Genomic DNA, 12,918 nt, shown 5'->3' with positions numbered 1-12,918 from the left:
GTGCGGCTTGGCGCAGGCCCCGAGCCGGCACTCGAATCACGCACTGCCGTATGGGTGAGCGTGGTGGCCGGTGTGGTGCTGCTCATCGCCTGCGCCAATGTGGCCAATCTCATGCTGGCGCGTGCCCTCCGGCGTCGGCGGGAAACGGCGGTACGGCTCGCCCTGGGCGCCGGACGCCGTCACCTGTTGTTGCAGGCGGCTATCGAGTGTGCGATGCTCGCGGTGCTTGGTGGTTTGCTGGCGCTGGCCATCGCGCAATGGATCGGTGCGATCATCCAGCGCACGCTGCTGGGCGCCACCGCGTCCACCAACCTGTTCACCGATTGGCGCACGGTGCTGGTGACATTGGGCATCGTGACCGTCACGGCCATGCTGATCGCGTTGCTGCCGGCGATGTTGGCGGGCCGCGCCGGCGACCTGGCGTCATCGTTGCGCGGTGGTGTGCGCGGCGGCGCCCGCGACGGAGCGCGCGTGCGCGCCTCTCTGCTGATGGTGCAGGCGTCATTGTCGGTGGTGCTCCTGGTGGGCGCGGTGCTGTTCGTGAAGAGCCTGCGCGCGGTGCAGGAGATGCCCATGGGCTATGACGCCGAACAGGTCGTGTTGATCAGCCGCGTGATTCGTGGCATCCCGATGGACGAGACCACCCAGGTACCGCTGCGTCGGCTGTTGCTGGAAACGGCACAGACCCTGCCCGACGTGGAATCGGCCGCCTGGGTGAACAGTGCACCGTTCGTGAGCACCTCGTCGTCGAGTCTCTACGTGAGCGGCGTTGATTCCGTGGGTCGGTTTGGCACCTTCACCTTTCAGGCGGCCTCGCCCGGCTATTTCCGTACGATGGGCACGCGCATCGTACAGGGGCGCGCCTTTGGACCGGACGATCGTTTGGGTTCGCCGGAAGTGATGGTGGTGAGTGCTTCCATGGCGCGGGTGCTGTGGCCAGGCAAGAATGCCATCGGCCAATGCGTGCGCGTGCGGCTGCCGACTGAACCGTGCCGCGAGGTGATTGGCATCGCCGAGGACATGGTGCAGAACGACCTCGCATCGGGCACGCGGTATCACTTCTACATGCCCATCGAGCAATACACCAGAACGTGGGGCAACGGTATGCTGCTGCGGCTGCGTGGCGATCCGGTGGTGGCCGGTGAACGGGTGCGCGCGGCCCTGCAGCGGGTCATGCCCGGTGCGTCGTACGTCAATGTGCGGCCGCTTCGCGATATCGTGAGCGACTCACAGCGCAGCTGGCGTCTGGGCGCCACCATGTTCACCGCTTTCGGGTTACTGGCGCTGGTGGTCGCAGCGGTGGGCCTGTATGGCGTGATTGCCTACAGCGTGACCGAGCGCGCCCATGAACTGAGTGTGCGCGTGGCCCTGGGCGCCCAGCGTGCCCACATCCTCAAGCTCGTGGTGGGTCAAACGGTGCAGTACACCATGATCGGCACCGCCGCGGGCCTTCTGGTGGCCGCATGGAGTGGGCACTGGTTGCAGCCGCTGCTGTTTCAGCAGTCCGCGCGCGACCCGCTGGTGTTCACGGCGATCGCACTGTTGATGGCCATCGTTGCACTGGCTGCCAGCCTCACCCCCGCCCTTCGGGCAAGCCGGAGCGACCCGGCGGTGGCGCTGCGATCGGAGTAGCGCGCGAGCTCAGCGTGCGAGCTCAGTGCGCGATCATCTCGCGCACATGGGCCAGCTTGTCCGGATTGCGGGTGATGAAGATGCCCACGATACGCCCATCCTCGATGGCAAACGCGGTGGTCTGCAAGACATCCCCACGCTCGCGTGTGACGTAGCCCGGCAGGCCATCCACCGTGACGGCCCGCAGCATCTCCAGCTCATCTTCCCCGAACTTGCGACGCAATCCCGCGTACAGCCGCATCACGCGATCAATACCCATGATCGGATTGCGGAACGCCAACACCTTGCCGCCGCCATCGGAGCGAATCACCACATCCTCGGCCAGCAGCGATGTGAGTGACGCCATGTCTCCCGCACGGGAGGCGGCAAAGAAGGCTTCCACAATGCGTCGGCCTTCGTCGCGTGCCACGGGAAAACGCGGCTTGGCCGCCTGTACATGCTTGCGTGCCCGCGACGCCAACTGCCGCACGGCCGCTGCGTCACGATCGAGCGCGGTCGCGATCTCGTTGAGCGGTTGACCGAACACATCGTGCAACAGAAAGGCCGCCCGCTCGAGCGGTGACAAGCGCTCCAGCGCCAGCATCAGCGTGAGCGTCAGGTCATCGCTGTCGATCGGGTCTTCGATGTCCTCCACCAATGGCTCCGGCAACCACTGCCCCACATACGACTCGCGCCGCACCCGAGCCGACTTCATCTCGTCGAGACACAACCGCGTGACGATGCGCGACAGATAGCCGCCAGCGTCCTGGACAGTGTCCTGGTCGACGCTGCGCCAACGCAGCCACGCTTCCTGCACCATATCCTCGGCGCTCGCCCGACTGCCCAGCATGCGGTAGGCGAGACGCACCAGCCGTGGCCGGTGCGTCTCGAAATCGGTGGTCGGATCATCAAGCCGCATGCGACATACTCACCGCCGGATGGCCACCACGGAAGCCCACCTGCAGGCGGTTCCACACATTGATCGCTCCGATGGCCATCGTGAGCTGCACCTGCTCGGTCTCGGTGAACTGCTCACGCAGGGCGTCGTACTCGGCGTCCGGAGCCTGCGTTTCCGCCAGCAGCGTGATGACCTCGGCCCAGCCCAGCGCGGCCTTTTCACGGGGCGTGAACGCTGAAGATTCGCGCCATGCCGGCAGCATGTGAACGCGCATCGGATTCTCGCCACTCTTCTGCAACTCGGTGGCGTGCAGATGCAGACAGAAGGCGCAGCGATTGATCTGCGAGACACGCATCTTCACCAGCTCGAGCAGCCCATGATCGAGACCACTGGTGCGAATGGCGCCCTCGAGACCCAGCATGGCCTTGAGCAGATCGGGGACGAGCGCGGCGGGATTGGCGATACGGGCAGTCATGGTATGTCCTGGCAGATGTTGGTGTGGTATGCGTTCGGTACGCACATCAGGTCCTACATCTGCTCGACGAGATGGACAGCGGCGGTGTGACATGCCCTCCCGCCAATCTTCAGAACGATTCGCCGACCAGTTCCTCGCTCTTCATCCAGAGGGCCTTGGCGTTGTCCGCATCCAGCGCATAGGGGCGTACGCCTTCGCTGATGGCCGAGATGTAGCCATCGGTGATGCGCGTCGTGACGTGACAGTTCTCGAGGTAGCGCCCACCGATCTCGTCGGCATTGGCCACAAAGCCCGCCCATACGGATGTCGCCGCTCCCTGCGGGATGGTCTTCCACTCGAACGGCGGCTTGCCCTGCCCGGCCAGTTCCTCGTTGATCTGCGTGAGGATGCCGTCGAGTCGCTCCTGCCCCACATGCCGGCCCAGTTCTGTCTTGATGCCACCGGGGTGCAGCGCCGCCGCCCTTACACCACGGGCGCGGTGACGACGATCAAATTCCACGGCGAAGAGAATGTTGGCCGTCTTTGAGCGACCGTATGCCACAAAAGGCTCGTATTCGGTGCGTTCGAAGTGCGGATCGTCGAGATCGACGTTGGCGTAGCGATGCCCCGACGACGCCACGCTGATGAACCGCCCTCCGTTCCTGATCAGCGACGCGATGCGGTTCACGAACAGGAAGTGGCCAAGATGGTTGGTACCGAATTGCGTCTCGAAACCATCACGGGTATGCCCAAACGGCGATGCCATGACGCCGGCATTGGCGATGACCACGTCGAACAGGTCACTCTGCGCGTGCAACGCATCGGTGGCCGCGCGAATGCTCGCCAATGAAGCGAGGTCGAGCTCGATCAGCGTCAGGCCACCGCCATTCGCCGCAGCATCGCGCACCACCTCGGTGGCCACCTGCGCCTTGGCGAGATCCCGGGCGGCGCCCACCACCTGCGCACCACGGGCGGCGAGTGCGCGGGCCGTCTCCACGCCCAGCCCGGCCGAGACACCGGTGACCAGCACACGCATTCCACGAAGATCCATTCCGTCGAGCACGTCATCGGTGGTGGAGGTCGCGCCGAATACCGCGGCGCCGGACGTAGCAGTCAGTTCAGCAGACATGAGGCTCCCTGCGAGGCAAGAGCACAGTCGGGTGAGGCCGCCGGCTCTTGCCGATCGGGCGGCACACACTAAGATGGAGTGAGCCTCCGTTTGATAACCGGAGGAACACTCCACTTATATACGGAGGCATGCTCCGTTTAACAAGGGGTCGTGGCGCGTCGTGCGTCCGGACTGAGGATCGACATGGACAACGACGCAGGAATCGGCGGAATCGCAGAGCCCGATGAGACCGCACCGGCCGGCACCGAAGCGGTCAGCCCTGAGCCACCCAAGGCATTGCGGGCCGACGCGGCGCGCAACCGTCAGAAGTTGCTCGACGTCGCGCGGACGGCCTTTTCTGAAAAGGGCGCTACCACCAGTCTCGAGGAGATCGCGCGTCTGGCCGGCGTGGGAATCGGCACCCTGTACCGACATTTCCCTACGCGCGACGCTCTCATCGAAGAGGTGTATCGCAGCGCGTCGCAGCAGCTCACTGCGGCGGCCACCACCCTCATGACGGAACGGCCGCCCGTCGAGGCACTGCGGGAGTGGCTGCTGCTCTTTGTGGATCACATGTCCACCAAGAAGCTGATGGCCGATGCGCTGTCTTCATTGGTGGGCGGCCCGGCTGAGCTCTACGCCTCATCGGGCGGACACATGACGGTCGCCATCACGTCGCTGATACGACACGCCGAGCAGTCGGGCACGATACGTGTGGCCATGGACCCACTCGATCTGCTGCGTGCGATTGCTGGTGTGGCGAACAACATTCCCGGCAGCCGATGGGAAGAGAGTGCCCGACGACTGGTGGACATCCTCGTGGACGGGATGCGGGCGAACCACCGCTGACGGTGCCGCGCTGCCAACCCTCCCGATGGTGGCAGTGTCCCTGATCGCGTGAAGAGCTGTTCTGCAGCCTCCCCTCAGCGAGTTCCCATGTTTCACTCCGTCCTTCCCCTCTTGGCTGCCAGCGTGCTGGCGGTGCAACCCGCACGGTCATCACTCCAAGAGGCGCCGCGTCGCCCCGATGCGATCGACAGCATCGTGAAAACGCAGATGGCACGCCGCGAAATCGCCGGCCTGACGCTCGCCGTCATCGATCGCGGGCGCGTAATGGATGTCCGCTACTATGGGACCACCACACGCGGTGGTACGGATGCGGTCACGCGCTTCACGCTCTTTCAGGCGGGCTCCATCAGCAAGCCGGTCGCCGCATTGGCCGCGCTGCAGATGGTGGAGCGTGGCGCGCTGTCGCTGGATGACAACGTGAACGACAAACTGCGTTCATGGCGTGTACCAGAGAATGAGTTCACGCAACAGCAGCCGGTCACGCTGCGGGGACTGCTCAGTCACACCGCCGGACTCACCGTACACGGATTTCCCGGCTATGCGGTGGGTGAACGGGTGCCCAGCATCCCGGATATCCTCGATGGACGTGGCAATACCGGTGCGGTGCGCGTGAACGTGGTGCCGGGCAGTGTGTGGCGATACTCGGGAGGCGGCTACACAGTGATGCAGCAGCTCGTGACGGATCTGTCCGACCTGCCCTTTGCTGATTACCTGCGCGATCAGGTGCTGGTGCCCCTTGGCATGCGCAGCAGCAGCTTTGCACAACCGCTCCCCGCTGCGATGGCCGCGCTGACAGCCACCGGTCACCGACTAGACCGTCAACCGGTGCCGGGGCGATGGCATGTATATCCCGAGATGGCCGCGGCGGGGCTTTGGACCACGGCCGCCGAACTCGCGCAGTACGCCACGGAAGTGCAGCGGATATACGCCGGCACTTCGCGTGTGCTGTCGAGAGACATGGGGCAACAGATGCTCACCGACCAGAAGGACGGCCACGGGTTGGGGCCGGCGGTCGCGGGCTCGGGAGCCACCCTGCGATTCCATCACAACGGCCGCGATGACGGGTTCGATGCGTCGCTGGTGGCCTATGCCCGAACGGGTCAGGGCGCGGTGGTGATGATCAATGCCAATGACAACTCCCGTGCGGTGAATCGCATCATCGACGCCATTGCGAGGGCGCGGCAGTGGCCGGATTGGGAGCTTCCCCAACCAGAAGCCGTCACGCGGGCGCCGAACGCCTCATCGTTGCTGAAAGACGTGAGCGGCCGGTACGAGTTTCAGAACAACTTCATGCTCACCTTGTTCGTGCAGGATGGCACGCTGTTCACGGACGTGAACGGGTTGCGTGACGAGGACTGGATTCCGGCCACGGATGGTCGTCTCGTGTCGGGCGATCGTGCGGTGTCGTTCACGCCCGTGCGTGACGCGTCGGGTAAGATCACCGGCATCCTGTGGACATCGCCCAATGGCACCACGCGACAGATCCCGCGCATCGGACCGCTGTTTTCCACCACGACGACACGCGACCCCGATGCCGCGTTCACGGCGCGGTTCGACTCGGCGCGCGTGCATCTCGCCGCCGGTGGCGCGGCCGTAGCGGGTTCACCGCTGCTCACCTCAGGCGCACGATCTGCCTTTACACGACCCACGCTGGACTTTGCGAACGTCACCGCGCGGCGGTTTGTGATGTCGGAGGACGTGCGAGGCCGCGGCATCGAGCGACATGGTCATGCCATTGCCCGGGTGGCGCACTATCGCCTCAGCACCGGACGCGGTGAGCGACTGGTGATCGTGCATGTGGACGCGGAGGGGCGGGTGGCAGACTTCGACGTGGTGAACCGTTAAGAGCGCCACCCAAAGTCGAGTAGCGGTACCGTGGGTGCGAAGTGTGCCAGGCAATCGTAGCTTTGCGGCATGACTCCTACCGCCCTGCCCCGCAAGCCGTTCAAGTGGCTGTTGCTCGGTGTACTGTTTGCGGGCGGCGTGTGGTATCTGAGCTTTGATCTCGTGTACGTGGTGACACGTGATCGCACCAACGAGCCACCACTGCGCAATGTGTTGCTGGTGGTGCATGTGCTGGCGGCCCTGCCACTTCTGTTGCTGCCACCCGTCCAGTTCAGCCGACGCATCCGCCGGCGCTGGCCCGTGTGGCACCGCCGTGCCGGCAAATGGTACCTCACATCAGCCATCGTCGCGGCCATGGCGGCGATGGTGCTGGGTCCCACGTTCGAGAGCCATGGACGACGTGTCCCGCTGATGCTGTTTGCGACTGTGTGGCTGCTGGTGTCGGTCGCTGCCTGGTGGTGTGCCCGTCGAGGAGCCTTCGCAGCGCACGAGCGCTTCGTGGCACACAGCTATGCCATCGCACTCGCCTTCGTCTTTGTGCGCGTGCTGGGCGATGTGCAAGGCCCGTTGTTCGCCTTCCTTCCCGACAAGGAGGTCCGCGGCGTGACGCGCGAATGGCTCAGCTTCGTGTTGTCACAACTGGCCGTCGAGGTCGGGTATGGGTGGTTGCCTGCGCTCCGTGCGGCGAGACGTTCGTCGGCTTCGGGGCGCCGGGTGGTGCTGGCTGATACCGACGCATGACCGGCGACGGAGAGTTGTGCCGAATCGATCCCAGCCGCATCGGGGTTGTTCGCGGTGTCGGTGTGTTTTTCCTCGTGGCGACTCTCGCATCATTGGCTTCGGGAAAGGCGTACTACCGTCAGGTGTTCGATCGTGCGGATCACCCGGCGATGTACTGGTCCACCGTCATCTCTTACCTCGTGCTGGCCGCATTCCTGATTGGCGGCAGCCGGCTGTGTGTGGTGGGGTGACCGCACCGCCCGCCTTCACTATCTGTTGCGCACCGAACTGAGACCCATGCTGAAGACCATTCTGATTACATCGGTGGCATTGCTCGCCAGCGCCTGCCTCACGCCTACCGAGGCCTGTGGTTGCTCTCCGGCCCCGCCGCCGCCGGCGCTGTTTGTGGAGGGCGAAGTACGCGATGCACAGGGCGCCACCGTGAGTGGCATGATCGTGCAGGCGGTGGCCTATGCCGGCACCTGCACGGCAGCCGACTCAGTCACCGCGATCGGCGGGCGCAACACGGTAACGAACAGTGCAGGACGTTTTCAGATGCACGTAGACGGCAGCAAGGCCGCCAATGCGTGCCTGCGTATGCGAGCCTTGCGCGCATCCAGCAATATGAACACCCCTGCCACAGTGCTCGCCCAACGCGAGATCGCGAATGTGCGACTGCGCGGCCCCGCTTCCACCGCCAAGCTCGACTCACTCTCAGTCGCGCTGTCGGTTCCGTGAGCGGGCTCGATGGCGGCGATGGCCATATCTGGCCATCGCTGCGCGAGGCCGCGTCGTACTACCGCGCCGGTCTCGCACTGCGGCTGATCGCCGCGCCCGAAATCATCGCCTGGGCTGATTACATGGTCGGCCGCGAGACTCATGTCCCGCCAGACCTGCTCGAGCTCTCCATCACGTCGCCCCAGGAAGACGTGCGCCTGCGCGAACTGCTCGGCGATCTGGCGTTCAGTACGTTCGGTCAGGAATCGGAAACGGTAGCACAGGCCCTGTTGGGCAGGATGGGCCGGGAACTGGAAAGCGGCTTGCGACCCCTCGCGGCTACGATGGCCATACTGGATCATGCGCGGCAGGCGCTGCCCTTGGCATCGGAGGCAAGGCTGGCGCTCTGGCGACACGGAGAGGAATTTGCGGCCGATGCTGTTCCGGACGTCTCGACGTGGTCACGCCGCACTTTGGCGCTGCTGGTCACGATCGTCCGCCCACCTCCACGGTAAATGCCATGCCCCGCCGTCCACTGTTGTCGTCAATTGCCCTGCTGGCGGCCGTCTGGGCCGAACCAGCCATCGCCCAACCGGGGAGTGCACCGGCTCGCCGCGACACGGTGCGCAAAGTGCTCACCATTCCGGGACAACGGGACGGTCTGTCCACGTTCACGCTGGTGAACTATCCACAGATGCAGCCGAAGCAGTGGGGCGTGATGGACTTTGCGCACTACCACACCACGGCGGAGCTCAACTACTGGATGGAACGGTGGGCCAAGGAAAAGCCCGATCTGGTCGAGAAGGTGCAGGTGGGCACCTCGTTCGGCGGACAGCCCATCTGGCAACTCATCGTCACCAACAAAAAGACGGGCGTGCACACGTCCAAAGCGGCGGCGTTTTTCGAGGGCGGCCGGCACTCCGGTGAAATCACGGCCAGTGAGAGTGTCCTGTGGCTCACCTGGCATGTGCTCGAGAACTACGGCAAGGACCCGGCCGTCACCAAGCTGCTCGACGAAAAGACCTTGTACCTGCGCCCCAACAACAATCCGGACGGCGCGGACATGTACAAGCTCACGGCGCAGGCGAACCGTTCGTCGGTGCGCCCGGTCGACAACGACGGCGACGGGCTGTACGACGAAGATCCGGGCGAAGATCTCGATGGCGACGGCTTCATCCGCCAAATGCGCAAGTTCGTCGGCGCGGGCAAGGGCACGCACGTCGTTGATTCACTCGATGCCAAGGGTCGCCTGATGCGATCGGTGGGCGCGGGCAAGGGCGACTATCTCGTCTACTCCGAAGGCATCGACAACGACAAGGACGGCCAATACAACGAAGACGGCGTGGGTGGTCTCGACCTGCACCGCAATTACCCGTACAACTGGCGTCCGATGGCTGAGTCGACCGGACGCGGCCACACGCAGTTCGGCGCGGGGGAGTATCCGCTCTCGGAGCCCGAGACCCGCGCGGTCTTCCTGTGGCAGGCGACCCATCCGAACATCAGCGTCACCAACTCGATGGACACGTCAGTGCCCATGCACCTGCGTGGGCCCAGCACGTGCATCGCGGCGGAATGCATGTTCGCATCCGATCTCAAGCTGTTGCAGCACTACGACTCGGTGGGCAACTCGTTCACCAACTACGGATTGGCCGGCGATGTGTACTGGACGTACGGCACCCGTGGTCAGCCCAAGGGGCAGGAACGCCCGGAGCCGCTGTTCGGTCATGGTCCCGACTTCGGCTACTTCCAGATGGGCCAGGTGTGGTATGGCGATGAACTCTGGAATGGCGGACGTGAAAAGGACTACAACAACGACGGACGCATCGATCAGTACGAAGTGCTGCGCTACAATGACGAGCGCTTCGGCGGACGCGGCTACCAGGCGTGGACGAAAGTGATGCACCCGGACCTCGGCGAGGTCGAAGTGGGCGGTGCCGATCCCAAGTTCTGGTCGCAGAATCCACCAGCCGAAGACCTGGAACGCTGGGCGAGCAATCAGGCGAAGTTCAACCTGACGATGGCCATGGACCTGCCCAAGGTGGAGATCACGGCCATCCAGGCCACGCGCCTCAAGGGCACCGTGAAAGACTCGGCGACGCACGAAGTGAAGGTGACGGTGCGCAACACCGGTCGCATTCCCACCGCCTTCGAACAGGCCAAGCGTGTGCATGCGGTGAAGCCGGACCAGCTCACTCTCGACGGCACGGGCGTGACGACCGTCGGCACGCGCGTGCAGGAGTTCTGGCTGGGTGGCTACGAGAGCAAGGTGATCACGATGCGGGTGCGTGTGCCGGCGGGAGAGAGCCCCAAGGCCACCGCGAAGCTGCGCAGCACGCGTGGTGGTGTGGCGGATCGTGAGGTGACGATTACGCCGTAGTGGCCTGAGGTGTCAGTGGCACTTGTTGAACAGCGGCCTCTTGCCTTGAGCATCCGGGTGAGAGGCCGCTGCCGTTCTCGCCCCCATTGATGCCTATCGAGTCCAGAATATCGCGGTGCCGCAGGATGCGCCGGAGAATCCCGATCCGTAAATCGCTCCACCGATTGCGGTTCCACCGTATTGCGCCGGGGTCGATGCGGAATTGTGGAACTCGAAGCCAATGACACTTTCTGGTTGGATCAGCCCCCGATCAACGACGGTCCCCATCATCTGGCCATTGAGCACAATCTGTGCGGGACAGCTCCGTCCACCGCGGGCGTTCCGAATGGAGAGCCCATGGGGGCCGCTGGTGGCACTGATATTGGCAAAGCGACCATTCAAAATGGATATGATGTCCAGACCGAAGTATCTCGCAAAGAACGAGGCGTCGAGGAAACGCCCCAATCCAATCTTGCGACGATCTTCGAATTCTTGCATACGCAGGCTGAGTAGACCTCCTGTCGTGGTATCGATCTTGACCACGTTCAGCATTTGCGCCGCATTGTTCAATAGAAACTCCGGACGCAGTGTGTCGGATGCCATGAAGGCCATCATCACGACCAGAGGTTCATAGCCAATCGCCCGCACAATCACCTCGTGCGTGCCGGCGGGTACGCCAGCCACACGAAAGGCGCCTGCGGAGTCGGACAGGGACGTGACCTTGAACCGTTCGAGTATGACCTGCGCGCCCGCGATGGGTCGATCGTTTCGGATGTCGACGACACGCCCGACCATCGGCGTGCCCGACGCCGCGCTCTGTGCGTGCAGGAGCGCCGGTGCGCCGAGCATCAGACCAAGCAGCACAACTCTCAGCACGCTTGTGACCATTGGACGGAGAGGTGGGAACAGACAGCGGCAGCGCGCTTGCCTGTTCCCAGAAATTCCATCACACCAGTTACTTCGGCAATGCGGACGCTACAAGCCGGCCGGAGCCCGGGTACAAGCCGCTACTGCATGGGACCAAGCGAAGGACATTGGTACATCCATCGCTACTGCTCCCAGCTCCCCCCCAAGGCTCGGAACAGCTGCACCGTTGCCGCCAGGTACTGCCGCTCCACCTGCACCCGCGTCAACTGCGCCGCGAACAACCCGCGCTGTGCGTCCAGCACTTCCAGATAGCTGGAGATACCACTCGCATAGCGACGTTCAGCGATGGAGAAGGCGGCCTGCAACGCTCGCTCCTGCGTCTCCTGCGCCGCCAGCTGGTCGCGGCGAAGCCGCACGCCGGCCACCGCATCGCTCGCCTCACGCAGTGCCACCAGCACCACCTGCTCGTAGGTATTGCGTGATTGTTCGGCGCGGGCCTTGGCCGCTTTCTGCTCACTGCTCAATCGGCCACCCGTGAACAGCGGCACCGAGATACCGGCCTGCAAAGTGTAGATCTCACCACGGCCATCGAAGATGGTGCCGTACGTGGGTCGCTGTGCCCCATACTGACCGGTGACCGTGATGGCGGGCAGTCGGGCCGCCTGTGCCACACCCACACGAGCTGTCGCCGCCTGGAAGTCATGCTGCGCCCGCAGCACATCCGGACGACGCGCCAGCAATTCACCCGACAGAGTATCCGGCACGGCGATCGTGGCCACGATGTCGCTCAGCAGACGCCCGCGCGGAATGCTCTGCGGTGCGGTGCCGAGTAGCAGCGAGAGAGCGTTTTCCCATTCGGTGCGCTGCCGCGTATAGTCGGCCACGCGCGCCGCGGGATCGGCGACCGTGGCTTCGAACTGCCGCACATCGAGCTCGGAGATGAGCCCCTGCTCGAACCGGCGGCGCGCCAGCTGCAAGGTGGCTTCACGTGACACCAGCGTCTGTTCGGCAATGGCGATGATGGCATCGGCCTCGCGAAGCTGCAGATACGCCGACGCCACGTCGCTCACCAGCGATAGCGTGACAGCGCGGACATCGTCCTCACGACCAGCGAGATCAAAGCCGGCCGCCTGCGTGGACCGCCGTGTGCGACCCCAGAAATCGAGCTCCCATGCCAGATCGCTGGTCACACGGGCGGCATCGAATTCGATCGGCGGCGCAGCGGCCAGTGCGATCTTGTTCATGCCCATCGTGGTCCCCACGTTGATCTGCGGGAAGAACCGCGATGCTGCCACGCCACGCAACGCCCGGAATTCGTTGATGCGCTGCTGCGCCACACGAAGGTTGCGGTTGTTGGTCACGGCGATTCGGATGAGCCCCTCCAGCGCCGAGTCCCGCAACAGGTCACTCCATGCCGGCATGGTCGTCGCGTCACGCGACAGCTCCACCGTCTGCCGTGGTAGCTGCGAGGTGATGCGCGAGAGACTGTCGCC

At 64.3% G+C, this 12,918-nt stretch carries 13 protein-coding genes; 8 read left to right on the top strand and 5 right to left on the bottom strand.

The window, feature by feature from the left end; all coding sequences use genetic code 11:
* Positions 1-1,632: FtsX-like permease family protein (locus tag VGE27_RS17905; protein ID WP_331051047.1), on the top strand; the 1,632-nt coding region annotated here is incomplete at its 5' end.
* Between the two features lie 22 nt (positions 1,633-1,654).
* Here VGE27_RS17905 and VGE27_RS17900 read toward each other — a convergent pair.
* The 3 genes from VGE27_RS17900 to VGE27_RS17890 form a co-directional block, all read right to left on the bottom strand.
* Positions 1,655-2,530 carry a sigma-70 family RNA polymerase sigma factor gene (locus tag VGE27_RS17900; protein ID WP_331051046.1) on the bottom strand — a complete coding sequence of 292 codons (876 nt, stop codon included), beginning with the start codon at positions 2,528-2,530 and terminating at the stop codon, positions 1,655-1,657.
* Complete coding sequence (locus tag VGE27_RS17895; protein ID WP_331051045.1) at positions 2,520-2,984, bottom strand: carboxymuconolactone decarboxylase family protein; 465 nt, start codon at positions 2,982-2,984, stop codon at positions 2,520-2,522. Before VGE27_RS17895 ends, VGE27_RS17900 begins: the two co-directional genes overlap by 11 nt.
* Before the next feature lie 109 nt (positions 2,985-3,093).
* The gene (locus VGE27_RS17890) at positions 3,094-4,092 is read right to left on the bottom strand and encodes an SDR family NAD(P)-dependent oxidoreductase (RefSeq protein WP_331051044.1); all 999 of its coding nucleotides are present in this window, start codon (positions 4,090-4,092) and stop codon (positions 3,094-3,096) included.
* A 183-nt stretch (positions 4,093-4,275) separates the two neighbouring features.
* On the opposite strand from VGE27_RS17890, the gene VGE27_RS17885 reads away from it, so the two are divergent.
* The 7 genes from VGE27_RS17885 (at position 4,276) to VGE27_RS17855 (ending at position 10,579) form a co-directional block, all read left to right on the top strand.
* The gene (locus VGE27_RS17885; RefSeq protein ID WP_331051043.1) at positions 4,276-4,920 is read left to right on the top strand and encodes a TetR/AcrR family transcriptional regulator; all 645 of its coding nucleotides are present in this window, start codon (positions 4,276-4,278) and stop codon (positions 4,918-4,920) included.
* Between the two features lie 87 nt (positions 4,921-5,007).
* Positions 5,008-6,765 (top strand): serine hydrolase domain-containing protein, encoded by a 1,758-nt coding sequence (locus VGE27_RS17880; RefSeq protein ID WP_331051042.1) that lies wholly within the window; start codon positions 5,008-5,010, stop codon positions 6,763-6,765.
* A 69-nt stretch (positions 6,766-6,834) separates the two neighbouring features.
* A complete protein-coding gene (locus tag VGE27_RS17875; protein ID WP_331051041.1) occupies positions 6,835-7,506 on the top strand; it encodes a DUF2306 domain-containing protein in 672 nt (223 codons plus the stop codon).
* On the top strand, positions 7,503-7,736 hold the full coding sequence (locus VGE27_RS17870; protein ID WP_331051040.1) for a hypothetical protein: 234 nt from the start codon (positions 7,503-7,505) through the stop codon (positions 7,734-7,736). The genes VGE27_RS17875 and VGE27_RS17870 overlap by 4 nt, the downstream gene beginning before the upstream one ends.
* A gap of 46 nt (positions 7,737-7,782) precedes the next feature.
* Positions 7,783-8,223: a hypothetical protein gene (locus VGE27_RS17865; RefSeq protein ID WP_331051039.1), complete on the top strand. Its 441-nt coding sequence runs from the start codon at positions 7,783-7,785 to the stop codon at positions 8,221-8,223.
* Entirely contained in the window at positions 8,220-8,717 is a 498-nt protein-coding gene (locus VGE27_RS17860; protein WP_331051038.1) for a hypothetical protein, read from the top strand. Before VGE27_RS17865 ends, VGE27_RS17860 begins: the two co-directional genes overlap by 4 nt.
* A gap of 5 nt (positions 8,718-8,722) precedes the next feature.
* Positions 8,723-10,579, top strand: a complete 1,857-nt coding sequence (locus VGE27_RS17855) for a M14 family metallopeptidase (protein ID WP_331051037.1) — start codon at positions 8,723-8,725, stop codon at positions 10,577-10,579.
* 93 nt (positions 10,580-10,672) lie between these two features.
* On the opposite strand, the gene VGE27_RS17850 is transcribed toward VGE27_RS17855, so the two are convergent.
* Together VGE27_RS17850 and VGE27_RS17845 are read right to left on the bottom strand one after the other, a co-directional pair.
* On the bottom strand, positions 10,673-11,446 hold the full coding sequence (locus VGE27_RS17850) for a carboxypeptidase regulatory-like domain-containing protein (RefSeq protein WP_331051036.1): 774 nt from the start codon (positions 11,444-11,446) through the stop codon (positions 10,673-10,675).
* 161 nt (positions 11,447-11,607) lie between these two features.
* The coding region (locus VGE27_RS17845) for an efflux transporter outer membrane subunit (protein WP_331051035.1) at positions 11,608-12,918 on the bottom strand (1,311 nt) is incomplete at its 5' end.

Source organism: Gemmatimonas sp., assembly GCF_036405635.1.
Classification (GTDB): Bacteria; Gemmatimonadota; Gemmatimonadetes; order Gemmatimonadales; family Gemmatimonadaceae; genus Gemmatimonas.
Note: the sequence above shows the minus strand (reverse complement) of the source record. Positions and strands in the feature narration are given on the sequence as shown.

Coding starts and splice junctions, on each gene's coding strand:
- VGE27_RS17900 (WP_331051046.1), bottom strand. CDS start 2,530: ATGCGGCTTGATGATCCGACCACCGATTTCGAGACGCACCGGCCACGG.
- VGE27_RS17895 (WP_331051045.1), bottom strand. CDS start 2,984: ATGACTGCCCGTATCGCCAATCCCGCCGCGCTCGTCCCCGATCTGCTC.
- VGE27_RS17890 (WP_331051044.1), bottom strand. CDS start 4,092: ATGTCTGCTGAACTGACTGCTACGTCCGGCGCCGCGGTATTCGGCGCG.
- VGE27_RS17885 (WP_331051043.1), top strand. CDS start 4,276: ATGGACAACGACGCAGGAATCGGCGGAATCGCAGAGCCCGATGAGACC.
- VGE27_RS17880 (WP_331051042.1), top strand. CDS start 5,008: ATGTTTCACTCCGTCCTTCCCCTCTTGGCTGCCAGCGTGCTGGCGGTG.
- VGE27_RS17875 (WP_331051041.1), top strand. CDS start 6,835: ATGACTCCTACCGCCCTGCCCCGCAAGCCGTTCAAGTGGCTGTTGCTC.
- VGE27_RS17870 (WP_331051040.1), top strand. CDS start 7,503: ATGACCGGCGACGGAGAGTTGTGCCGAATCGATCCCAGCCGCATCGGG.
- VGE27_RS17865 (WP_331051039.1), top strand. CDS start 7,783: ATGCTGAAGACCATTCTGATTACATCGGTGGCATTGCTCGCCAGCGCC.
- VGE27_RS17855 (WP_331051037.1), top strand. CDS start 8,723: ATGCCCCGCCGTCCACTGTTGTCGTCAATTGCCCTGCTGGCGGCCGTC.
- VGE27_RS17850 (WP_331051036.1), bottom strand. CDS start 11,446: ATGGTCACAAGCGTGCTGAGAGTTGTGCTGCTTGGTCTGATGCTCGGC.